The sequence below is a fragment of the Chryseobacterium sp. JJR-5R genome (genome assembly GCF_034047335.1).
Classification (GTDB): Bacteria; Bacteroidota; Bacteroidia; order Flavobacteriales; family Weeksellaceae; genus Chryseobacterium.
Genome location: NZ_CP139137.1, coordinates 252,478 through 274,356, shown reverse-complemented (window position 1 = coordinate 274,356; position 21,879 = coordinate 252,478). Strand labels below are relative to the sequence as shown.

Sequence of the window (21,879 nt, the reverse complement as noted above, 5' to 3'; positions counted from 1 at the left end):
GATTATATAAATTTTTCTAAAATAAAGTACAAATATACGACGGGAACGCAGATTAAAAAACTGTCCAGGCGGTCTAAAACACCTCCGTGGCCCGGAAGGATATTCCCGCTGTCTTTTACCCCGAAGTTTCTTTTCAGCTGGCTTTCCACCAGATCCCCTGCAGGAGCAAATGCCGCCACCAGAAATCCTACCACCATCCAGTTTCCGCGCAGCCCGGGCTGATAATGTTCTATGAAATAAGACAGAACCAGCGTCAGGATCACACCGCCGATATAGCCTTCCCAGGTTTTTTTAGGTGAAATTTTGGGAGCCAGTTTATGCTTCCCGAAGAATTTCCCGGTAAGGTATGCAAAAGTATCACTGCTCCAGATCAGAATAAATAGAAAAAGGACTTCCAGGGAAAACCCATCATCAAAACTTGAAAACTTAGGCAGGCCCAAAGCAAAACTGAACGGAAGGGCTACATAAATAACGGTAAAAATGAGTTTCCCGCTGTCATAATAAAGTTCGTTCGGATATTTAAAAAGTGTGACGACCGCAATAACAATCAACAGAATGGCAAGGATTTCACTGATCCTGAAATCAAAGAAGAAATCAAAGTGAAAATACCTTTTGGAAAAAACGTAAAAAATGAAGACAACTAAAGGAAGAACCACCCATTTTTCATAACCGTCCCCGAATTTCATAATCTTGATACATTCCCAGGAACCGACACCCAACAGGAGCGTTATGAGACCGTAATATAAATATTCCTGCTTCACAAGACCCAGAGAAATCCCGTTGATCAGTTGGGCTCCTATCGGAGTTGTGCAGAGAATAATGATGGCAACATACACAATTCCGGAAAGGGTCCTTTGAATAAGATTTTTGTCCAAGATAGTAAATTTAGAGTTGATGCCTAATCTTCAAGCAGCAATAAAAAAAGTTTTGGGTTGGTAGAGGAAGAGGTATCCATTTTGGTCTGCCCGCCGCTGATTGAAGTAAGGTTTTTAATATTCCCGTTTCGCTTTATTTTTCCCATGGCATCATTCAGATTGCTTACGATCTGTGAAACATTGGCCATAATGATAATTTTATTCGGCAGCCTTGAAGAGTGGTAGTGAAGGATATTGTTATGAGAGAGCATAATCCTTCCGTCATAAGCAATCAAATATTCACAGGTGATAAAGCTGGCATCATTCGTACTCTGAAGCTCGGAAGAATATGGAGCTTTTATCACATTCAGAAAATTATGAAGATCTTTATCCCAACAGAACAGGTTGCTGATCCCTTCTATTTTGATGATCTGGTTTAAAGTCTGTAAAGCTTCCGCCTCATCTGCACAATAATTAAAAAAGCCTCCTGAATGCGTAAACAACTGCGCAAACTTATAGTCAAGATCCGCATTTTTCAGTGAATCCCCTAATTTTTCCAGGCTTTGCTTTTCTTCCTCTTCAGACTGGCTGGTAAGTTTGCTTACAATTTTCTTGAATAAATTCAACTTAATTTATTTTTAATCATCTCCATACAAAAATATAAAAATTAATCAAATAGGAATCTATAAACGTACCTATAAATACGAAAAAACCTGACAATTTAGAACTGTCAGGCTGAATAATTTATTTTAAAAGGGTTTTTAAAGCTGAGTCGGACTATCAGGAGCCTGAATTTCACTTTCCCCTTCTTTACCTTTGATGATAATTTCTTCCTGCGGCTCTTTGTTCAATGGAATAGTATTAGTAACCGGTCTCTCCGTTAATTCCGGATCCCATGCCCTTTTCCCGAATACTTCTTCCAGATCTTCCCTGAATATTACTTCTTTCTCAAGAAGCTTGGTAGCCAGAGCATCCAGTTTATCTTTATTATCGGCAAGGATCTGAACCGCTCTTTCATATTGGGTTTCAATAATCCCTTTAATCTCAATATCGATTCTCTTGGCCGTCTCTTCAGAATACGGTTTCCCGAAAGAATATTCAGACTGGCCTGAACTGTCATAGTATGATATATTCCCGATGTTCGGACTTAATCCGTAAATGGTAACCATAGCCTGAGCCCTTTTCGTTACGCTTTCAAGATCAGAAAGAGCCCCGGTGGAAATATTATTGAAGATTACCTGCTCTGCCGCTCTTCCTCCCAATGTTGCACACATCTCGTCCAGCATCTGTTCTGTAGTCGTCAGCTGCCTTTCTTCCGGAAGATACCAGGCTGCACCTAAAGAACGTCCTCTCGGAACGATTGTTACTTTTAAAAGTGGTGAAGCGTGTTCTACCAGCCATGAGATCGTGGCATGTCCTGCTTCATGGTAAGCCACTCTTTTCTTTTCAGATGGTTTGATGGCTTTATTTTTCTTTTCAAGCCCTCCGATGATACGGTCTACTGCATCAAGAAAATCCTGCTTGTTTACTGACTCATGATTGTTTCTTGCCGCGATCAGTGCCGCTTCGTTACATACATTGGCAATATCCGCCCCGCTGAACCCCGGTGTCTGCTTTGCAAGGAACTCACGGTCTACATTATCGCTCAGCTTGATTTTCTTTAAGTGAACATCAAAAATCTGTCTTCTCTCATGCAATTCCGGTAGGTCTACATAAATCGAACGGTCAAAACGTCCTGCTCTCATTAATGCTTTATCCAGGATATCCGCCCTGTTGGTTGCAGCCATAACGATGACGTTCGTGTCAGTTCCAAAACCATCCATTTCTGTAAGAAGCTGGTTCAGGGTATTTTCTCTTTCGTCGTTTCCGCCTGAGAAATTGTTTTTTCCTCTTGCCCTACCGATGGCATCAATCTCATCGATAAAAATAATGGCAGGCGATTTGGCTTTAGCCTGGGCAAAAAGATCTCTTACCCTTGAAGCACCAACCCCTACGAACATTTCTACGAAATCAGAACCTGAAAGTGAAAAGAAAGGTACTTTGGCTTCACCCGCTACAGCTTTTGCTAATAGAGTCTTACCAGTTCCCGGAGGCCCTACCAAAAGCACCCCTTTAGGAATTTTACCTCCCAGCTTGGTATATTTTTCTGAATTCTTAAGGAAATCCACCACTTCCTGTACCTCTTCTTTGGCACCTTCCAGCCCCGCAACATCTTTGAATGTCACCTGGATCCTCTCTTTTTCGTCAAACAGCTTGGCTTTGGATTTTCCGATCGAGAAAATCTGCCCGCCGGGACCACCTCCGCTTCCCATTTTTCTGAAAAGAAGAAAGTAAAATAATCCAAGAATTGCAATCCAGACCAATGCCTGAACCAGAAACCCCATTAAAGGGCTTTCCCCTTCTGCATAATCCTTAGCTGTTTTTACAGCTGGATTCTGCTGTTTCAAAGCATCAAACTTTTCCAGAAAAAGGCGTAAATCACCATATTTAAGGGTATAATCTGCTTTCGGAGTCATTGCCAGTCCTGAAAAAGGGCTGGGTTTCTCATCTTTTTTCACCGTAGCTGTTTTGGCAGCCTGTGTTAAAAATACATCAGCCTTCTGGGCCTGTTTATCGATTAAAACTCTTTGGACCTTCCCCGCCTGCATTTCTCTGAAGAAACCGTCTTCATCTATAGATTTTGCATTGTTCTCACCCAAAAGGCTCGGAACAAAAAATAGCAAAAGGGCTATGATGGCAATCGGAAAAAACCAGTTAAATCCTTTATTGTTCATTGATCGTTTTTAAATTAATATTAATTTTCAATTTTGGTAATGACAGCGTCACCCCAAAGTTCCTCTATGTCATAATACTCACGGGTCTGTTTCTGGAAAATATGTACCACTACGGAAACGTAGTCTACCAGAACCCACATGGCATTTTCCGTACCTTCCACGTGCCATGGTCTTTCCTTAAGCTCATTCCTTACTTTCTTTTCGATACTTCCGGCCAGAGCCGCCACCTGGGTGTTGGAATTCCCGCTACATATTACAAACGTCTCAGCTACAGAGTTTTCAATGTTAGAAAGATCAAATACCATGATATCTTCACCTTTTACATCCTGAATAGCTTCAACGATTTTATCTAATAATTCTTGTTTTTCTGCTGTTTTATTCATTAAAAAATACTATAATCTGCAAATTTATTGTTTTTCTTTTACTTTAGCCTTACTTTTATCCCCCGAAAGTCTTAAAGTTTTCTTAAATGAGTCAACTATCCTATATTAAAACATGTTCTTCTACTAATGACGAAATTTCAAAGGTTTTACTTTATGAAAATTCAGATTTTTTCGCAGTACATACATTTAATCAGACCGGAGGCCGGGGCCAGTACGGAAACAAATGGTTATCAGCTGCCGGGAAAAATTTAGCATATACGTTGGCGGTAAAGGCTGAGAATTTTACACTGTCGGATTTCATGTTCAATTATTATACCGCAATCATCATCAGTGATTTCATTGCCAATCTGGCTGATACTGCCGTAAACATAAAATGGCCTAATGATATTATTCTTAAAAACAAGAAGGTTGCCGGGATTTTAATTGAGAAGAAGAAAATCAACGGAAACAACTATTTCATTATTGGTGCAGGAATCAACGTGCTCCAGGAAAACTTCAATGAAATATCCAATGCCGGATCGCTGCTGACACAAACCGGGAACCATTTCAGCCTTGAAGAGACTACGGTAGGACTGAACCGATTTTTAACTGAAAAGCTGAGAAATATCCCTTCAGAAAAAGAAATTATAAGCTGCTTTAATTCAAATTTGTTCCGCAAAGATCAGATCTCCGTTTTTGAGCTTAATAAAACAAGACAGAATGGCATCATCAAAAATGCAGATGAAAAAGGTGAAATCTGGATTGACCTTGAGAAAGACGGACTGCGCTCCTTCTATCACAAAGAAATAAAGCTTCTTTACTGATTGGCTCTTTTGATATACAAATACGCTGCAAGCGGAAAGAATACAATATTCGGGAACCACATCGCCAATGCCGGAGACATGCTTTTGTTTTCCGATACTACTTTTAACGCTTCAAATGAGAATACAAAAACAAAGGCCAGTGAAATTCCCAAAGCCAGGTTAATGCCCAGCCCTCCACGCTTTTTCTGCGAGGAAAGTGAAAGTGCCAGAAATGTCAGGATGACAATGGAAACAGGCATTGAAGTCCTCTGATGAAGCTCATTCAGGTGGGCATTCAGGTTACTGTTCCCTTTTTCCGTTTCCCTGTTGATAAATTTTAAAAGTTCGGGCGTCGTTTTATTCTGCCCTAAAAGCTCGTTGGGAAAGAGTTCATCAGGATCATGCCTGTAGTTTTTCTTCAGGTCAAAGCCGTTCGATAATTTTTCGGTATCGTTTGTATTGATGGTTTTTTCGGTATATGAATTCAGGACAAAATATTTTTTGGCCTGGTCCCAGGATACATCAGAGGCCTTGAGCTCATACGTAAGCTTTCTGTTTTTATCAAATTTCTGATAAACGAATCCGGATCCTCTTTTCTCTCTTTTGTTCCATGAATTGATGAAAATATATTCCGTTTTGCTCAGCTGTGCAGAAACCGGGGCCGTTCCTAAAACTTTTTCTTTATTGGCCGCGTTATAGGTATAAGCTTCCAGCTGGTTTTTCTGAATATTTGCCCATGGCAGAATAAAGTGGTTGATCCCGAATGACAGGACCGCAATAAACAAAGAGGTAAGCAAATACGGCCTCGCGAACCGGTGAAAACTGGCTCCGCTGCTTATAATGGCTACAATTTCCGTATTATTGGCCATTCTTGAAGTAAAATAAATAACTGAAATAAATACCAGAATGGAAAGGAAGGTCATGACCAGGTTAATGATCCAGAACGGATAGAAATGGACCAGGAAATACGTCAGATTCAGTTTTGCATCAATGGCAGTTGCATTTTCAATTCTCGGGATTTTCTGCTGTACATCAATAACAAGCACCACTATAGACAGCAACACAAGCATGAAACTGAATGTTCCAAGGTATTTCCTGACGATATAGCGGTCTACAATTTTCAGCATTATACTTTATTTAATGCGTTTTACTTATTTATTTTACGGAACCCGTTCTTCAGTAGCTCATTTTGTTTAAAGCCTTTGGCGGAGAACCGGCACTACGGATTTTTTCCATTCATAGAAATCACCTGCGATAATGTGTTCCCTGGCTACTTTTACCAGCTCCAGATAAAATGCCAGGTTATGAATTGATGCGATCTGTTTGGCCAGATATTCTTTGGAAACGAACAAATGCCTCAGGTATGCCTTGGAATACTCTTTGTCTACAAAGCTCGTTCCCAGTTCGTCCAGCGGCGAAAAATCCTTCTTCCACCTTTCATTTTTCATATTCATTACGCCTTTCCAGGTAAAAAGCATGGCATTCCTTGCATTCCTTGTCGGCATCACACAATCCATCATATCAATTCCCAACCCTATAGATTCCAGGATATTCCACGGTGTTCCCACGCCCATTAAATATCTCGGCTTTTCTTTCGGCAGGATATCCGTTACCTCATCGGTGATCCGGTACATCTCTTCTTCAGGCTCCCCTACGGAAAGTCCGCCGATGGCATTTCCATCTGCTCCTGCTTCAGCAATCACTTCAGCAGAAATTTTTCTTAAATCCGAATAAGTAGATCCCTGAACTATCGGGAAAAGCCTTTGCTTATGCCCGTATAATTCCGGATTGCTTTCTGTCCAGTCGATACACCTTTTTAACCAGCGGTGCGTAAGCTCCATGGAGGTTTTTGCCTGGTTGTATTCGCATGGATAGGCAACACATTCATCAAAAGCCATAAAAATATCCGCTCCGATCTGCCTCTGGATTTCCATTGACCTTTCCGGGGAAAACATATGATAGCTCCCGTCAATATGGGACTTGAACCTTGCGCCTTCTTCAGACATTTTCCTGCTGCTCGCCAATGAAAACACCTGGAAACCGCCTGAATCGGTAAGAATGGGAAGATCCCAGTTCATAAACTTATGCAGCCCTCCGGCTTCCTGCATCACGTCCATCCCCGGGCGAAGATAAAGGTGATAGGTATTACCTAAGATAATCTGGGCTTTTATATCGTCTTTCAATTCTCTCTGGTGAACGGTTTTTACACTGGCAACCGTTCCTACAGGCATAAAAATCGGGGTCTGGATCTTACCGTGGTCTGTGGTAAGCTCTCCTGCCCTCGCCTTTCCTTCTGAGGTTTTTTCTATATTAAAAAATTTCTGCATCTTACATTATCTTGCGAAATTCGGGACGTTCCCGTCTTTCTTTAATTGATCCTTTACATATTGATCCGCTTTGGGATCTTTTTCCAATATGATTTCCTGTGCGTCTTCAGCAATACCGTTCATCTTTTCCGTGACAACATAGTATTTGAAGCTGGCAATAAAGTCATCAGGTTTTACCTTATGGGTTTTCAGGACGTATCTCGTTCCGGCTTCCAGATTGGAACTCGGGTACATGAACGTTGCCTGGTCATTAATGGCAAGGTCTGCTAAAATTTCAGCCATCTGATCTTTCGGAACCAGGTTTTCAGGCTTATCAATATAGTTCCCTCCGCAGGAAACCATAAAAATCAGAATAAAAACAAAGATTATTTTTTTCATAACCTGTTGATTATCGATTTCCATTTTAAATTCAATACTCCAAAGACAGCTTCATGAATAATCCCTCCGTTCATTTTGCTTTCCCCTAATATCCTGTTCGTAAAAATAATAGGAACCTCCACAATATCAAATCCTTTTTTAAAGGCACGGAATTTCATTTCAATCTGAAAACCGTAGCCTTTCAGCTTAACATTATCAAGCCCGATATCTTCCAAGACTTTTCTTGAAAAGCAGACAAAACCTGCCGTTGTATCATGGGTCGGCAGCCCTAAGACAAACCGTACGTATTTTGAGGCAAAATAAGAAAGCAGCACTCTGCCCATAGGCCAGTTGACCACGTTTACGCCTTTTGAATACCTTGAGCCGACCGCCATATCCGACTGTAAGCAGGCTTCATAAAGCTTGGGAAGGTCGTTGGGATTATGGGAAAAATCCGCATCCATTTCAAAAATATAATCATACTGGTACTCGATGGCCCACCTGAAACCGTGGATGTAGGCTTTGCCCAAGCCGTCCTTTATCTTCCTGACCGACAGGTGCAGGTGATGGGGGAATTTTTTCTGCAGATCCCTAACGAGGTCCGCCGTTCCGTCCGGAGACGAATCATCCACTACCAAAATATGAAAGTCATCTTCCAATGCAAAAACTGCGGAAATAATATTTTCAATATTTTCCTTTTCGTTGTAAGTAGGAATGATGACCAGCTTTTTCATTTCAGTGTGCAAAGATAGTTTATTTAACCTTTTTATTTTATACAAAATAATCTATAATTTTGCAGAAAATATTTCCGTTGCCACGATCACAACATTTTATCAACCAAATAAGAATCCCTGAAAATAACGACTGGGTCATCTTTATATTGCTGGGCTGTATCTTTCTTTATCTTTTTATGATGAACATTGTAGAAAGAGAGGCCAATACGAAAGATTTCCTGCTTCAAAAATATTTTGATGCCAGCAATAACCTGCCGAGCTGGGTAATTACCTCCTGCGTTATCTTTCTGACGCTGTCCGTTCTACTCTCTCAGTATATCCCTACGGTTCCGAAATATGTGGCTGACCTGCAGATTCTGGGATACCAACTCAATAAGTTCGGGTTCTGTCTGCTTGCTGTAATGCTTTTTTATTTCATAAAATCAGGACTGGGATTTTTATTTTTCCAGAGCATCGGTGATGGGAAAAAATGGGCTGTTTTTTACTTTACCTCTACAAAATTTTACTTTATCCTGTCTTTTTTATTGCTCATTTTGTGTGTAACCCACTATTATTTCCCGATTGACAGAAATAAAATGTTTTTATATTATTTAATCTTCTTTTCTATCGTTTTCATTTTCAAGGTTTTTTTCTATTTATTTCACAATAACAACATATTACCTGAAAAATGGTATTATAAATTTTTGTATATTTGCACCCTCCAAATAGCACCGCTTTTGATGCTTTGGAAATTATTATTTTTTTAATAAAGTCAATGATGAGAATAAAGTCTATTTTGGTATCTCAACCGGCACCTAGCGAGTCATCTCCGTATCTGGAAATTGCAAAGAAGGAAAAAATAAAGATTGATTTCCGTCCTTTCATCCATGTTGAGGGAGCAGACAATAAAGAACTCAGAACACAGAAAATTGATCTTACGCAGTATACCGGGATTATTTTCACGAGCAAGAATGCGATAGACCATTATTTCAGGCTAGCTGAAGAACTGCGTTTTGCAGTGCCTGATACCATGCGTTACATCTGCCAATCTGAAGCAATTGCCAATTACCTTCAGAAGCATATTGTGTACAGGAAGAGAAAGATCAGCTTCGGGGAAAAGAATTTCTCAGACCTGCTGCCTCTTTTTAAAAAATTTCCCGGTGAAAAATACCTCTTGCCGTCTTCAGATGTTTTGAGTCCGGACATTGTGAAAACAATGGAATCCTCTAATGCAGACTGGAAAAGGGCAATTATGTACAGAACGGTATGCAGTGACCTTACGGATATCAACATTAACGATTACGACATGCTTATTTTCTTCAGTCCCCAGGGAATCAAGTCATTACAGCAGAATTTCCCGGATTTCAAGCAGGAAGAAACAAAAATCGGTGTTTTCGGAACAACAACTTCAGGGGCGGCGGAAGAAGCAGGATTAAAAGTGGACCTGATGGCTCCTACAAAAGAAAACCCGTCCATGACCATGGCACTGGAAAAATATCTTAAAACACTTCATAAGTAGCTTTAACATAAAATACATACCAACCGTCTTTTCATACAGGAAAGATGGTTTTTTTTTAATTAAATTTGAACAGAAATTAACACGGAGCGAAATGTCATAAAACTTTGACCATTAAAGTATGATGATGGCATTCGGTCCGGTTACCCTAAAAATTTAAAATTCGGATGGAAGCCCCACAAGCAAAAAAAATAGAAAAAGTACTTGAAATACACGGCGACAAGAGGGTTGACCCGTATTTCTGGCTCAATGAAAGAGAAAATGCAGACGTCATCAAATATTTGGAAGAAGAAAATGCCTACGCAGATTTTGTAATGAAAGATACGGAGGCTTTTCAGGAAGAACTCTTCGAAGAAATGAAAGCCCGCTATAAAAAGGATGATGAGTCTCTGCCCTATTTCTTCAACGGATACTGGTATATCGTGCGTTACGAGGAAGGAAAAGAATATCCTATTTTCTGCAGAAAGCACAAAAGCTTAGAAAACCGGGAGGAAATCATTCTTGATGTCAACGTACTGGCTGAAGGCGAGAGCTATTTTGAAGTAGGAAGCGTAGCAGTGGCTCCCAACAATGAGCTGGCCTCCTTCTCATCAGACAATGTAAGCCGAAGAATTTATACTATTAATTTTAAGAATTTACGGACCGGAGAAATACTTCCCGATAAAATCGAGAATACCACCGGAAAAGCTGTTTGGGCCAACGATAACGAACATGTTTTTTATATCAGGAAAGACGAAAGCCTGCGCGCATTCCAAGTGTACAGACATAAACTCGGGACCGATACCGCTGAAGACGTCCTGATCTTTCATGAGGAGGATGATACTTTCGACGTGAACGTTTTCAAGACGAAATCCATGGAATATATTTTCCTGGCAAGCTCAAGCACCATTTCAGACGAGCACCGTTTTATCCCTTCTGATGATGTTTTTGCAGACTGGACGATGATACAGCCGAGAGTTGATGACCTTGAATATTCGGTAGAGCATTACGAAGATGAATTTTACATCATCACAAATGCCGGCGATGCCTTTAACTTTAAGATCGTAAAAACCAAAATCAACAACTGCGGTATGGAAAACTGGGCAGACGTTATCCCGCACCGCCCGGAAGTACTGTTGGAAGGCTTTGAGATTTTCAAAAACTACCTGGTGCTGGAAGAACGTGAAGAAGGCTTATTACAGATAAAAATTATTGATGAGAAAACCGGGGAATCTTATTACCTTCCATTTTCAGATCCCACCTATACTGCTTATATCGGGGTTAATCTGGAATTTGACACTGAGATTCTGCGTTACGGGTATACGTCGCTGACACAGCCCAGCTCGACCTATGAATATAATATGAAGGAAAAAACCACCGAGCTCCTGAAACAGCAGGAGGTTTTAGGCGGAAAATTCTTACCTGAAAATTATATTTCCGAAAGGATCTGGGCAGATTCCAGAGACGGTGAAGCCAGAATCCCGATTTCGCTTGTGTACCATAAAGACACCAAAAAATCTTCGGATACACCGCTGCTTTTATATGGGTATGGAAGTTATGGGCATACGGTAGATGCCAGTTTTTCCAATGTAAGGCTGTCGATTTTAGACCGGGGGTTTATTTATGCCATTGCCCATATCAGGGGCGGAGAATATTTGGGAAGAGAATGGTACGAAGACGGCAAAATGCTGTTCAAGAAAAATACATTCTTTGATTTTATCGATGCCGGGAAATACCTGATCCGGGAAAATTACACTTCCTCAAATCATCTTTATGCAATGGGCGGAAGCGCAGGGGGATTGCTTGTTGGTGCCGTAATGAACTATGAACCTTCCCTGTTCAACGGTATTGTAGCCCAGGTTCCTTTTGTGGATGTGGTGACGACCATGCTGGATGAAACCATCCCTCTCACTACCGGAGAATATGATGAATGGGGAAACCCGAATGATGAAGAATATTATCATTACATGAAATCCTATTCACCTTATGACAATATAGAGGCTAAAAGCTATCCGAATATCCTGATCACCACCGGACTTCATGATTCCCAGGTACAGTATTGGGAACCTGCCAAATGGACGGCAAAACTGAGGGAACTGAAAACAGATGACAATCTCCTGGTATTCAAAACAGATATGAGCGCCGGACACGGCGGGGCCAGCGGAAGGTTTGAATCCTTAAAGGAAGATGCACTGGAATATGCATTTCTACTGATGATCAATCATAAAGCATAATGATAAATAATGGATAATGCAGATTACAATCATCAAAGAATTATCCGGACTTCCTTATCATGAAGCTTTTTCTGTAATCAGAAAACAGATTTGCCGTTCTTCAACATCAACAGCGGCAAATTACAGGGCCATGTGTAGAACAAGATCAAAAGCAGAAAGGTTTTTGAAAGTATGCATTGCTATTGCAAAAACCGATGAAACATTATTTTGGCCTAAAATACCGGAATAATTGAATTATGTTCAGAAAGAAATTTAACCAATTTAAAAATTTAAACTGAAGGAGTATTAAAAACCACTTCTTCTTACAGGAAAAGACTAATCTCCTGATTTAATCATTTATAAATTATGACTAACGACGCAGAATACTGGCAGAAAATACAACAGTTTTTTATTGAAAACTTTGATACTGAAAAAGATGCTCCGATTGAAACCTATTTATTTCTGATCGGGCTGCAGGAACTGGGAAGCGGGCAGCAGAAATATACAAAAGACGATAAGGTCAATCTGCTTCATATTGCGGTCTGCAGATTGCTGGAACCTTTCGGATATTATAAGTTTTCCCATTATGACGATGATGGATATCCTCATTTCGAAGAAAAGGAAAAGCTCCCCGAGCTCAAACCCAATGAACAGCAGATCCTGATGAAAAAAGCAATCATCCAGTATTTCCAGGACGAAGAACTGATCTGAAAAATAAAAAATCGGAAAGTGTAACATCTCTTTCCGATTTTTTTATGGCTTAACTTTTTTCTGTTAAGAGCTTTTCTAACTGTTTCAGTCCGGTGGTAAAGCCTTCCTCAAATCCCGTCTCAAGGATCTTTTTCATTTCTTCTTCAGACTGGAAGTGAATATTTACCGTTACCTTGGCCCCCTCTTCCACTCCCGTGAAACCAATAAGCCATTGTACCTGTGGAAAGCTTTCATCCGGGTTACCATTCTCATCACAGAAAGCATCAGTAGCGTCAAAGCTCCGGTGTTCGGTGATCTCACCGTATTTTATCCGGGCATAATGTTTTTTACCGTCCGGTCCTGCCATGGCATACAGCCATATTCCGCCTTCATTAAAATCCTGGCTTACGGTTTTGCATGCCCAGGGTTTCGGAGCCCACCACAGATCCAGCAAGCCTGATTGGGTAAAATAATCCCAGATATTGGGAATATCAGTATCGTATACGGTCATCACATAGATGCTGTTGGCATTAAAATCTTTGTTAAAAATAAGATCATGCTTCATATTAATTATTTATTTAATTGTTGGTAATTTATTATGCATTGAACGATTCCGTCTATTAAAGATAACCCAAAGTTTACTAAATAAATGTTAAAAAACATTCTTTTAAGACAAATTACACAATTTTATGGTTCATTTTTTGTTTAGCAAGTCATAAAATGATTAATTTTAACATTATCTTTCTTAAAACATTATAAAAAACGCTACATGAATAATAAGTTCATTCCGATAATCTCCGTGTTTATGACAATCTCACTGATTGTTTTCGTAACACTGCAGTTTTATTGGCTGAAAAGGTATTACGGAGCTTTGGATCAGGACTTTTCATCCAAAGTCTATTCCGCTTTGGAAAATACTTCGAAAATCATCGGTGAAGTTGAGGTGGACCAATACCTCAATATCGATAATAAAAATTTCAGGAACAATATTCTCGCCAGCAGCAGCCAGCCTTCTTTAACCGCTATTCAACAGGTTGAAGACTCCGGAACCCAACGCCAGATTGTTTATTCAAAAAACATTATCGAAAAAAACCAGCTTCCGCTTTCCCAGAAAGGAGACTCGCTGAAACTGACTACCTTATATTCTGACGAGGCCGCCTATAAGATCAAAAGGGATACCACAAGCCGGGAACTTCTCACCGCCGATCTTAACCGGGATATTGAAAACGGGGATTATGCAATGAAAGAGTTTGTAAAGGTGAACGGCAACAATTTGCCCATTACCAAAAGAGTGGATGAAAAAATCCTGGACTCTGTGATTACGAAAGAATTAAGGATCAGAGGGATTTCAGCAACATTCGGATATGGGATCACAGATAAAAGCAATAAGCTGACCAGCGTTGTGAATAAGCTGTATAGAGATAAAAAAGACAACAATACCTACAGCTACCCTCTTTTTACAGATTCAAAAGAAAGGACATTGTATACCCTGGCACTGGTCTTCCCGAAAAAGGAATACTCTCTGGCCATGAACAACTGGCCGATGCTTCTGGGGACTTTCCTTTCATTATTAACGATTCTGGGCATCTATATTATCTCTATTAATTATATGATGCGGCAGAAAAAACTTGCAGAGGTAAAAACGGATTTCATCAATAATATGTCTCACGAGTTCAAGACGCCCCTGGCAACGATCTCCGTGGCAACTGACTCGCTGGCGAATGATAAAATTGCCACCAACCCGGATAAGGTTAAATACTACTCGGAACTGATTAAGCAGGAAAATTTGAGGATGAAAAAACAGGTGGAAAATGTCCTGAATATGTCTAAGCTTGAAAGGAATGAAGTGCGGCTGTTCCTGAAAGAAGCCAACGTGAGAGAGCTGATCAGAAGGACCACGGAATCGTTCAACCTGATTATCCAGCAGCGGAACGGAACGCTCAAACAGGAATTCAATGCCACGAATTACATTTTTAAAATTGATGAGTTCCATATTTCCAATATGCTGGTGAACCTGTTGGACAATGCCAATAAGTATTCTCCGGAAGCTCCCGAAATTTCCATAAAAACGAGCAATGAAGGGAATTTATATGTAATTGAGATTTCCGATAAAGGAATAGGCATGGAAACCCAGAATAAAACCAAGATATTTGAGAAGTTCTTCAGGGAAGAAACCGGGAATATCCATAACGTAAAGGGACAGGGCCTTGGGCTTTCTTACGTGAAAAAAATCGTAGAGCTTCATAAAGGGCTGATCATCGTGGATTCCCAAAAAGAAAAAGGAAGCACGTTTACCATAAAGCTGCCGATGGGCTAACTGAAGCAACAATCAATTAAATTGAATAAAGCAAAGCAACCAAATAATAAATACACAAGAAGAGTGACCCATTTACTCTGATTATTAATTTTTAACTGAATAAATTATGAGCAACAGAATATTATTAGTAGAAGACGACCAGAGTTTCGGTGCCGTACTGAAAGATTATTTATCCATCAATAATTTCGAAGTGACGCTTGCTGTAGACGGAGAACAGGGATTAAAGGAATTTACGGAAAATGAATTCGATATCTGTATTTTTGATGTGATGATGCCTAAAAAAGACGGGTTTTCATTGGCTGAAGATGTTAAAAAAATAGATAAAAACACACCGATTATTTTTCTTACCGCAAGGAATATGCGTGAAGATATACTGAAAGGATACCAGCTGGGAGCTGACGATTACATCACCAAACCGTTTGATACCGAGTTGCTTTTATATAAAATCAAGGCAATCCTTCAGAGAAGCTCCACTCTTGAAAATGAAGAGCAGGAACAGTTCAAGATCAGCAATATTTTCTTTGATTCCATGCTGAGGCAGCTGCGGGTGGGAGATAACGAATACAAGCTTTCCCCTAAAGAAAACGAACTGCTGAAACTTCTATGCATCCACAGAAACGATTTCATGCCGAGAGACCTGGCTTTAAGAAAAATCTGGAAGAAAGAAAATTACTTCACCGCCAGAAGTATGGATGTGTATATTGCCAAGCTGCGTAAATTACTGAAAGATGATGAAGGCTTGGAAATCATCAATGTTCATGGAGAAGGGTTCAGGCTTTTGGTAAAAAATTAATGCAAAAAGTTAATAATTATTCACATTATAATTAAAGACCTGAAATAAAAACATAAGGCTGATGACCATTATAAATGTAAAATTAGCAAGGCAATTGAAAATGTTTTGCTAATTTTGTTTTATATGAAGAATACATTTTTAGGCTTAATTGCCTTATCCATAGCAGTCATTTCCTGCAAAAAGGATGAAAGGGCCACCTATTTAACAGAAGAAGCAGGCGTTCAGCAGCCGGCTGCAGCAGTTAATACAGCTTCCAAGACATCTCTTCTGGACCAAGCGGGCATACAGACTGTGCAAAATTCAGCTGCAGCTGCTGTTACTGTTGTCGCGCCTGGAATAAATCCTGCTCACGGCCAGCCGGGGCACCGATGTGACATCCCGGTAGGCCAGCCTCTGAGCTCAGCCCCGGCACAAACACAACAACAGGGAACCCAAAATGTTAACGTAAATACTAATCAGGGCCAGACAATACAGATTGATCCTAATTCCTTACAGCCCGGAAAATTTACCGTAGACAACAGCGGCAAGGCAAAAACTGTTAAAACCGCAAAAGGAATGAATCCTCCGCACGGAGAGCCCGGCCATAGATGTGATATTCCCGTAGGGCAGCCTTTGAACAGCAAACCGGCACCTGCTCCTCAGCAGACCCAAACAATAGCACAGAATACGCCTCCTGCACCTACACCGGCTCCTACAGGTGAAAAACCCGCGTTAAACCCCGCTCACGGAGAACCGTGGCATAATTGTGCGGTAAAAGTTGGTGAAGCTTTGCCATAAATTCCTTATTTTTGTACAGTGAAACTATTTCAGATCATAGCAATTGTTTTCTGCCTGGGTATTTTTTTAACTCCCAAAGACAATTCCTATGCTCAGAATTTTGAGGAAAACTGCTGTAAGGAAAACTCCTCAGCAGATTGTTGTAAAGACGATCATCAAGGAGGCTCAAATAACCAGCAGCATAAAGACCGGAAGCCGTCTTCCTGTAATAAGGATACCTGCTGCTCTGTCTGTGTGCTCTGCTACAGCTTCATTGAAGCTCCTTTTTCCAAAAGCCTGCAGCTGGAAATATCCTATTACAAATCCAATAAAAATTTAATGGATCAGTATGCTGATCCTTATCTTTCAGACCGTTTAAAAGAAATCTGGCAACCGCCGAAAATAGGTTAATTGAAACAGACAACAAGGTTCATTATCCTTTAATGGACAGTTTTTATTAATCTAAATTTTAAACAAAATGAAATTATATATTTCCAGGATTATTCTTGGTATATTCTTCCTGTCTGCACAGACTGTATTTGCCCAGAATCTTTCTGAAAACACATTCAAAGTAAAAGGGAACTGTGAGATGTGCAAAGCAAGGATCGAGAGCACAGCCCTGAAAGCAGGAGCCAAACGTGCAGAATATTCTATTGATTCCCAGACACTGATGCTGGAAGCTGAAAACAGCATTTCTACCGATGACATCCTGAAAAAAGTATCTGAAGCCGGCCATGATAATGAAAAATTCAAAGCACCAGACCTTGCATATGAATTTCTTCCCGGATGCTGCCGTTACAGCAGGAATGCGCTTCCGGCAATGGCAAACGCACATGAGCATCAGCAAAAAAAAGAAAATGAATTTTATGTAAAGGGAAACTGTGAATCCTGCAAAGCAAGAATTGAAAAAACCGCTATAAATGCCGGCGCAGATTCTGCCGAATGGAATGCAGAAAAACAATCCGTTACTTTAGCGTTTGATCCTGCAAAGACTTCTTCAGATAAAATCCTGAAAAAAATTGCAGAAGCAGGACATGATAATGAAAAGTACAGATCTACCGATGCTACCTATAAAAATCTGCCTTCCTGCTGCCTGTATGACAGGGAAATACCTTTGGGTGAACCCAATCCGAAAGTACATTCTGAAGAAGCTTCAGACTCAGGGCATGCAGATCATGCTTCAGCAGGAGACCAAGGAAAAGATATCGAAGGCATTACCGTAACAGGTTCCAAAGCCGCCACTTCCCTAAATAAAAAAGAAGCAGGGCTGGTCTTTAATATTGACCGGAAAGAACTTCTAAAAGCAGCCTGCTGTAACTTATCCGAAAGTTTTGAAACCAATGCCACCGTAGATGTTTCTTTCAGCAATGCGGTAACGGGAACCAAACAGTTGAAAATGTTAGGCCTGGACCAGAAATACACGAGCTTAACAAAGGAATTATTACCTGAAATCAGAGGTCTTGCCTCTGCCTACGGATTAAACTTTATTCCCGGAAGATGGATTGAGAGCATTCAGCTGACCAAAGGCGGAAGCACAGTGACTAACGGCTATGAAAGCATCACCGGCCAGATCAATACCGAACTGCTGAAAAATGCTGAGAAACCTGAGACCTCCCTGAATCTTTTCGCTGATTTCAACGGCAGGGCCGAAGCCAACATCACCAGTGTTTCAAAAATCAATGACCAATGGTCCCAGACTTTCCTGCTGCACGGAAACGGAACATTCGGTGATACGGATATGAATGATGACGGTTTTCTCGACCGTCCGAAAGGAACACAGATCAATGCGGCTTATCTGCTGAATTATAACGACCTGGAACACTCAGGCTTCGGTTCACATTTCGGAATCAATTTTATTAAAGACGAAAGAACGTCCGGGCAGACCGGTTTTAATAAAACCATTCCGCAGGACAAACAGCCGCTTTACGGGGTCGGGATTGATATTTCCAGGTTTCAGGCCTGGAATAAGACGGGTTATGTTTTCAAAGGCAAGCCTTATCAGAGCCTTGGCTGGATGAACCAGTATACTTTTCATCAGCAGGAAAGCTTTTTCGGCCTGAGGGATTATTCCGGGAAGCAGCATACTTATTATTCCAACCTTATTTTTGAGAGTATTCTCGGGAATACCAATCACAAGTATAAAGCCGGAGCCAGTTTTATGTATGACGGTTATGATGAAATGTATCTTGGGGATCAGTTTAAGAGAAATGAAATCGTTCCCGGTGCTTTTGCGGAATACACACTTACCGGGCTGAAATATACCTTAGTGGCAGGTGCAAGGGTGGATTTCCACAATCTGGCGGGCACACAGTTCACACCAAGGGTAAATTTCAAATATGACATTACACCACAGACAATCCTCAGGCTGTCTGCCGGAAGAGGGTTCAGGACGGCCAATGTCTTTGCGGAAAGCCAGCAGTACTTTGCCTCCAACAGAAACATCCGGATTTTACAGAACGGTGGAAATATCTACGGCCTGAAACCGGAAATTGCCTGGAATTACGGAGCCAGCCTGCAGCAGGAATTTAAAATATTCGGAAGAAAATCCACAATTATTGCTGATTTTTTCAGGACAGATTTCCAGGATCAGGTTATGGTGGACCTGGACCGTTCGCCTCAGCAGCTGGTATTTTATAACTTGGACGGAAAGTCATTTGCCAACTCTTTTCAGACCCAATGGGATTTTATGCCTCTGAAAAATTTTGAAGTCAGGCTGGCTTATAAATATTATGATGTTCAGGCAGATTATCTGGACGGAAGGCGTGAAATTCCGTTTATGGCAAAAAACAGGGGATTTGTGAATCTTGCTTACGCCACCGGTAAAAACAGCAAAGGCGGATTCTGGAGTTTTGATACGACTTTAAACTGGATCGGGAAACAAAGGCTACCTGACACTTCAACCAATCCGGAAGCATTCCGAATGCCCGGTTATTCCGAGTCCTATGCCATTTTAAATGCACAGATTTCCAGGAATTTCAATAAAAAAATCAGGATGTATCTGGGCGGGGAAAACCTGACGTCCTATTACCAGAAAAATGCAATTATAGATTTTAAAAATCCTTTCGGAAACTATTTCGACGGCGGCATGGTGTATGCTCCGGTGATGAAGGCCAATGTGTATGTTGGATTGGATGTAACATTTTAAGCTTAATTTAATATTTCAATAATTATTATATTAAAATTTTAATAAAAATAAAGCATGATAGCCTGACTTCAATTCAGATATCATGCTTTTTTATACCTTTATGCTAAAGTAAACGTATGCCACAAAAACTTATTTTTGAAGACAGCTACAAAAAATTAGGGTTTGAAACTTTTTCTGAAAACAATCCGGAGGCTCTCAAAGAAAATGAATATAAATCCGAGATTAAGATCCTGTATGTTCCTGAAGGATATGAACTGAGCGTAGATTTCAGCCATTACAAAACAGAACAGCCTTCTTTATTTTTTCTCACCAATCAGCATCTTCAGGTTGAAAAAGGTGTTAAAGAATCAAACCTTTTATATTACAACAGGGACTTTTACTGTATCCAGATCCATGATAAAGAAGTGGCCTGTGACGGACTGCTTTTCCACAATGTTTTTGAAATTCCTTTTGTGGTACTTAACGAAAAGGAAAGTACTGTTATTAAAAACATATTCCAAAGTATTAAACAGGAACTGGAATGGAAAGATTCTTCCGCAGAGGAAATGATCCGGACGTATCTGAAACAGATAATCATCCATGCTACCAGGATGTGGAAAAAACAGAATCTGGATAATGACACTGTGAAAATCCCGGGTCATGAACTGGATATTTTCCGTGATTTCAGCCGCTATCTGGAAATTCATTTCAGGGAAAAACACCATGTTGCCGATTATGCAGGCTTGCTTCACATCGTCCCGAAGACACTCACACATAAGTTTAAAAATTTAAACCTGGAATCCCCAAACCGGATGATCATCAACAGGATTTTACTGGAAGCCAAAAGGCTGCTGCTTTACACAGACAAACCGGTAAAAGAAATTGCCTATAATCTGGGGTATGAAGATCCTGCTTATTTTAACCGCCTTTTCACAGGAAAAACTGGAAGTACGCCCACAAATTTCAGGAAAAATTATAGTTCAGGAAAAAAGTACAATATTTAGTTCTCTTTATCTAATGATTTGGAATAATATCTGCCATACATTTGTCTCATTGAAACAACATAACATTAAATAATTAAATACAAAACATTATGAAACGCAACGCAACAGCCGTTTGGAACGGTACCGTAAAAGAAGGAAAAGGCCATTTGACAACACAAAGCACTACCCTGAACCAGACCCAGTATTCTTTCGGCAGCCGTTTTGAAGAAGGTGTAGGAACCAATCCTGAAGAATTGCTGGCAGCAGCCCACGCCGGATGCTTTACGATGAAACTGAGCGCAGAACTTTCCCAGGCCGGATTTACTCCTGAAGAGTTAACAACAAAATCAGTGATCACACTGGATCCAAGCATCGGGAAGATTACAAAATCTGAACTGACATTAACGGCAAAAGTTTCGGGGATTTCAGAAGAGGAATTCCAGAAGTATGCTAAGATTGCCGAAGAAGGATGCCCTGTAAGCGCAGCTTTTAGTTTTGAAATCACCTTGGAGGCTACCTTATCTAACTAATTAAATATAAAGGTGAAAGGTATTTTGTCATTAGAAAAAATCTGAATGTATGATCATTCTAAGCCGACAAACTGAAATCTGAATACTACTTAAATCTGGGTTGTCCAACAGCTCAGATTTAATTTTAGAATAAAATATACCGATTGGTATATTTTTGTATATTTGCTACAGATCAATACATAATGTCGAAAGCAGAAAAAACCAGACAGTTTATCATTGAGAAAACGGCCGCTTTGTTTAACCGGAAGGGTTATACCTCCACGTCTTTATCAGATATTACAAAAGCAACCGGACTTACAAAAGGAAGTATTTACGGCAATTTTGAAAACAGGGACGAAGTAGCCATTGAAGTGTATAAATACAATGCCGGAATGCTGAGAAAAAATCTGTCAGATGCATTCACCCAGGAATTTCTTACCGCTTCAGACCGGCTGTATGCTTTTGTTACATTTTACAGGACCAGCTGGCCTTCTGTTTTTAAACACGGAGGATGTCCGATAATGAATGCTGCAACAGAATCAGACGATACCTTCCCTGCACTGAAAAGCCAGGTACAGCGTTCTTTTGAAAACTGGGAAAAAGCCCTTTCGGACATTATCAGGTCAGGTCAGGAAAATGATGAATTCAGGGGGGAAATAAACCCTGAAGAATATGCATCGCTCTTCCTCATGCTTATTGAAGGCGGAATTTTACTATCCAAAACCACCGGAAATGAAAACCACCTGAATCTTGCGCTGGACAGAATTTCAGGACTTATCACTAAAGAAATAAAACAAAATCCCTTATAA

At 40.3% G+C, this 21,879-nt stretch carries 23 protein-coding genes; 14 read left to right on the top strand and 9 right to left on the bottom strand.

Annotated elements, in window-relative coordinates:
• Window positions 1–2: 2 nt before the first annotated feature.
• The 4 genes from SD427_RS01305 to rsfS all read right to left on the bottom strand — a co-directional run bounded on the left by SD427_RS01305 (window position 3) and on the right by rsfS (window position 4,011).
• A complete protein-coding gene (locus SD427_RS01305; protein WP_320559528.1) occupies window positions 3–875 on the bottom strand; it encodes a phosphatidate cytidylyltransferase in 873 nt (290 codons plus the stop codon).
• A gap of 23 nt (window positions 876–898) precedes the next feature.
• Window positions 899–1,480 carry an LUD domain-containing protein gene (locus SD427_RS01300; protein ID WP_320559527.1) on the bottom strand — a complete coding sequence of 194 codons (582 nt, stop codon included), beginning with the start codon at window positions 1,478–1,480 and terminating at the stop codon, window positions 899–901.
• A 135-nt stretch (window positions 1,481–1,615) separates the two neighbouring features.
• On the bottom strand, window positions 1,616–3,628 hold the full coding sequence (ftsH, locus tag SD427_RS01295) for an ATP-dependent zinc metalloprotease FtsH (protein ID WP_320559526.1): 2,013 nt from the start codon (window positions 3,626–3,628) through the stop codon (window positions 1,616–1,618).
• A 20-nt stretch (window positions 3,629–3,648) separates the two neighbouring features.
• A complete protein-coding gene (gene rsfS / locus SD427_RS01290) occupies window positions 3,649–4,011 on the bottom strand; it encodes a ribosome silencing factor (protein WP_320559525.1) in 363 nt (120 codons plus the stop codon).
• Between the two features lie 86 nt (window positions 4,012–4,097).
• Between rsfS and SD427_RS01285 the strand changes: the two genes are divergently transcribed.
• On the top strand, window positions 4,098–4,814 hold the full coding sequence (locus SD427_RS01285) for a biotin--[acetyl-CoA-carboxylase] ligase (RefSeq protein ID WP_320559524.1): 717 nt from the start codon (window positions 4,098–4,100) through the stop codon (window positions 4,812–4,814).
• Here SD427_RS01285 and SD427_RS01280 read toward each other — a convergent pair.
• The 4 genes from SD427_RS01280 to SD427_RS01265 form a co-directional block, all read right to left on the bottom strand.
• Window positions 4,808–5,917: an LptF/LptG family permease gene (locus tag SD427_RS01280; RefSeq protein WP_320561070.1), complete on the bottom strand. Its 1,110-nt coding sequence runs from the start codon at window positions 5,915–5,917 to the stop codon at window positions 4,808–4,810. The two genes, SD427_RS01285 and SD427_RS01280, sit on opposite strands and share 7 nt — an antisense overlap.
• A 69-nt stretch (window positions 5,918–5,986) precedes the next feature.
• Complete coding sequence (tgt, locus tag SD427_RS01275; RefSeq protein ID WP_320559523.1) at window positions 5,987–7,120, bottom strand: tRNA guanosine(34) transglycosylase Tgt; 1,134 nt, start codon at window positions 7,118–7,120, stop codon at window positions 5,987–5,989.
• A 6-nt stretch (window positions 7,121–7,126) separates the two neighbouring features.
• The gene (locus SD427_RS01270; protein WP_320559522.1) at window positions 7,127–7,498 is read right to left on the bottom strand and encodes a DUF4296 domain-containing protein; all 372 of its coding nucleotides are present in this window, start codon (window positions 7,496–7,498) and stop codon (window positions 7,127–7,129) included.
• Window positions 7,495–8,211 (bottom strand): polyprenol monophosphomannose synthase, encoded by a 717-nt coding sequence (locus SD427_RS01265; RefSeq protein WP_320559521.1) that lies wholly within the window; start codon window positions 8,209–8,211, stop codon window positions 7,495–7,497. Before SD427_RS01265 ends, SD427_RS01270 begins: the two co-directional genes overlap by 4 nt.
• 59 nt (window positions 8,212–8,270) lie before the next feature.
• Between SD427_RS01265 and SD427_RS01260 the strand changes: the two genes are divergently transcribed.
• From SD427_RS01260 to SD427_RS01240, 5 genes are all read left to right on the top strand, one after another.
• Window positions 8,271–8,957 (top strand): DUF4271 domain-containing protein, encoded by a 687-nt coding sequence (locus SD427_RS01260; protein WP_320559520.1) that lies wholly within the window; start codon window positions 8,271–8,273, stop codon window positions 8,955–8,957.
• Window positions 8,958–8,968: 11 nt separating this feature from the next.
• Entirely contained in the window at window positions 8,969–9,709 is a 741-nt protein-coding gene (locus tag SD427_RS01255) for a uroporphyrinogen-III synthase (protein WP_320561069.1), read from the top strand.
• A gap of 164 nt (window positions 9,710–9,873) precedes the next feature.
• On the top strand, window positions 9,874–11,919 hold the full coding sequence (locus SD427_RS01250) for a S9 family peptidase (RefSeq protein ID WP_320559519.1): 2,046 nt from the start codon (window positions 9,874–9,876) through the stop codon (window positions 11,917–11,919).
• Window positions 11,920–11,935: 16 nt separating this feature from the next.
• Window positions 11,936–12,148 carry a four helix bundle protein gene (locus SD427_RS01245; RefSeq protein ID WP_320559518.1) on the top strand — a complete coding sequence of 71 codons (213 nt, stop codon included), beginning with the start codon at window positions 11,936–11,938 and terminating at the stop codon, window positions 12,146–12,148.
• 116 nt (window positions 12,149–12,264) lie between these two features.
• Window positions 12,265–12,609, top strand: coding sequence for a hypothetical protein (locus tag SD427_RS01240; RefSeq protein WP_056218490.1), 345 nt, complete (start codon window positions 12,265–12,267; stop codon window positions 12,607–12,609).
• A gap of 49 nt (window positions 12,610–12,658) precedes the next feature.
• Here the strand turns inward: SD427_RS01240 and SD427_RS01235 are convergent, their stop codons facing one another.
• Entirely contained in the window at window positions 12,659–13,153 is a 495-nt protein-coding gene (locus SD427_RS01235; RefSeq protein ID WP_320559517.1) for an SRPBCC family protein, read from the bottom strand.
• A 204-nt stretch (window positions 13,154–13,357) separates the two neighbouring features.
• On the opposite strand from SD427_RS01235, the gene SD427_RS01230 reads away from it, so the two are divergent.
• The 8 genes from SD427_RS01230 (at window position 13,358) to SD427_RS01195 (ending at window position 21,879) form a co-directional block, all read left to right on the top strand.
• Entirely contained in the window at window positions 13,358–14,905 is a 1,548-nt protein-coding gene (locus SD427_RS01230; protein WP_320559516.1) for a HAMP domain-containing sensor histidine kinase, read from the top strand.
• A gap of 106 nt (window positions 14,906–15,011) precedes the next feature.
• A complete protein-coding gene (locus SD427_RS01225; protein ID WP_027387661.1) occupies window positions 15,012–15,698 on the top strand; it encodes a response regulator transcription factor in 687 nt (228 codons plus the stop codon).
• 123 nt (window positions 15,699–15,821) lie between these two features.
• Window positions 15,822–16,475: a hypothetical protein gene (locus tag SD427_RS01220; RefSeq protein WP_320559515.1), complete on the top strand. Its 654-nt coding sequence runs from the start codon at window positions 15,822–15,824 to the stop codon at window positions 16,473–16,475.
• 18 nt (window positions 16,476–16,493) lie between these two features.
• A complete protein-coding gene (locus SD427_RS01215; RefSeq protein WP_320559514.1) occupies window positions 16,494–16,865 on the top strand; it encodes a hypothetical protein in 372 nt (123 codons plus the stop codon).
• A 67-nt stretch (window positions 16,866–16,932) separates the two neighbouring features.
• A complete protein-coding gene (locus tag SD427_RS01210; RefSeq protein ID WP_320559513.1) occupies window positions 16,933–19,599 on the top strand; it encodes a TonB-dependent receptor domain-containing protein in 2,667 nt (888 codons plus the stop codon).
• 116 nt (window positions 19,600–19,715) lie between these two features.
• A complete protein-coding gene (locus SD427_RS01205) occupies window positions 19,716–20,582 on the top strand; it encodes an AraC family transcriptional regulator (RefSeq protein ID WP_320559512.1) in 867 nt (288 codons plus the stop codon).
• A gap of 89 nt (window positions 20,583–20,671) precedes the next feature.
• Window positions 20,672–21,091 (top strand): OsmC family protein, encoded by a 420-nt coding sequence (locus tag SD427_RS01200; RefSeq protein ID WP_320559511.1) that lies wholly within the window; start codon window positions 20,672–20,674, stop codon window positions 21,089–21,091.
• Between the two features lie 182 nt (window positions 21,092–21,273).
• Window positions 21,274–21,879, top strand: coding sequence for a TetR/AcrR family transcriptional regulator (locus tag SD427_RS01195; protein ID WP_320559510.1), 606 nt, complete (start codon window positions 21,274–21,276; stop codon window positions 21,877–21,879).

Excerpts from the sequence above, each read along its gene's own strand:
- ftsH (WP_320559526.1), bottom strand. The coding sequence starts at position 3,628 with ATGAACAATAAAGGATTTAACTGGTTTTTTCCGATTGCCATCATAGCC.
- rsfS (WP_320559525.1), bottom strand. The coding sequence starts at position 4,011 with ATGAATAAAACAGCAGAAAAACAAGAATTATTAGATAAAATCGTTGAA.
- SD427_RS01285 (WP_320559524.1), top strand. The coding sequence starts at position 4,098 with ATGAGTCAACTATCCTATATTAAAACATGTTCTTCTACTAATGACGAA.
- tgt (WP_320559523.1), bottom strand. The coding sequence starts at position 7,120 with ATGCAGAAATTTTTTAATATAGAAAAAACCTCAGAAGGAAAGGCGAGG.
- SD427_RS01270 (WP_320559522.1), bottom strand. The coding sequence starts at position 7,498 with ATGAAAAAAATAATCTTTGTTTTTATTCTGATTTTTATGGTTTCCTGC.
- SD427_RS01265 (WP_320559521.1), bottom strand. The coding sequence starts at position 8,211 with ATGAAAAAGCTGGTCATCATTCCTACTTACAACGAAAAGGAAAATATT.
- SD427_RS01255 (WP_320561069.1), top strand. The coding sequence starts at position 8,969 with ATGAGAATAAAGTCTATTTTGGTATCTCAACCGGCACCTAGCGAGTCA.
- SD427_RS01250 (WP_320559519.1), top strand. The coding sequence starts at position 9,874 with ATGGAAGCCCCACAAGCAAAAAAAATAGAAAAAGTACTTGAAATACAC.
- SD427_RS01245 (WP_320559518.1), top strand. The coding sequence starts at position 11,936 with ATGCAGATTACAATCATCAAAGAATTATCCGGACTTCCTTATCATGAA.
- SD427_RS01240 (WP_056218490.1), top strand. The coding sequence starts at position 12,265 with ATGACTAACGACGCAGAATACTGGCAGAAAATACAACAGTTTTTTATT.
- SD427_RS01235 (WP_320559517.1), bottom strand. The coding sequence starts at position 13,153 with ATGAAGCATGATCTTATTTTTAACAAAGATTTTAATGCCAACAGCATC.
- SD427_RS01230 (WP_320559516.1), top strand. The coding sequence starts at position 13,358 with ATGAATAATAAGTTCATTCCGATAATCTCCGTGTTTATGACAATCTCA.
- SD427_RS01225 (WP_027387661.1), top strand. The coding sequence starts at position 15,012 with ATGAGCAACAGAATATTATTAGTAGAAGACGACCAGAGTTTCGGTGCC.
- SD427_RS01220 (WP_320559515.1), top strand. The coding sequence starts at position 15,822 with ATGAAGAATACATTTTTAGGCTTAATTGCCTTATCCATAGCAGTCATT.
- SD427_RS01210 (WP_320559513.1), top strand. The coding sequence starts at position 16,933 with ATGAAATTATATATTTCCAGGATTATTCTTGGTATATTCTTCCTGTCT.
- SD427_RS01205 (WP_320559512.1), top strand. The coding sequence starts at position 19,716 with ATGCCACAAAAACTTATTTTTGAAGACAGCTACAAAAAATTAGGGTTT.
- SD427_RS01200 (WP_320559511.1), top strand. The coding sequence starts at position 20,672 with ATGAAACGCAACGCAACAGCCGTTTGGAACGGTACCGTAAAAGAAGGA.
- SD427_RS01195 (WP_320559510.1), top strand. The coding sequence starts at position 21,274 with ATGTCGAAAGCAGAAAAAACCAGACAGTTTATCATTGAGAAAACGGCC.